This is a genomic window from Virgibacillus salexigens (assembly GCF_014905415.1).
Lineage (GTDB): Bacteria > Bacillota > Bacilli > Bacillales > Amphibacillaceae > Virgibacillus > Virgibacillus salexigens.
This window is the reverse complement of sequence record NZ_BNEO01000112.1, coordinates 1-312: the sequence shown is the minus strand read 5'-3', so window position 1 is coordinate 312 and position 312 is coordinate 1. Positions and strand designations below refer to the sequence as shown.

Annotated in this window: 1 protein-coding gene; it reads left to right on the top strand. The window is 38.5% G+C overall.

Features of this window, described 5'->3' with window-relative positions; genetic code table 11:
- A partial coding sequence (locus JKP73_RS22460; protein ID WP_200412014.1) for a helix-turn-helix domain-containing protein occupies nucleotides 1-233 on the top strand: 233 nt, incomplete at its 5' end.
- Nucleotides 234-312: the final 79 nt, after the last annotated feature.

The following is a 312-nucleotide window of genomic DNA, read 5'->3' as shown; positions in this document are numbered from 1 at the left end:
ATTTGTTTGCGGCTTTTGCGGAATTTGAGCGAAATCTTATTTTGGAGCGTTCTGCCGCTGGTAGAGAAGCCGCACGAGCAAGAGGACGACTTGGAGGAAGACCTGAGAAATTTTCGGAGCAAGACGTAAAGCTTCTTAAAACCTTGGTAGAAAGTGGTACGCCGATTAAGTCGATTGCGGATTCTTGGGGAGTTTCAAGAACCACAATTTATAGATATATTAATAAGTTTTAGAATAAAATAAAAGACCAGCTCACAACGATTAAGTTATGAGCTGATTAGATTTTAGTTGGTTTAAAAGATCAATTATCTA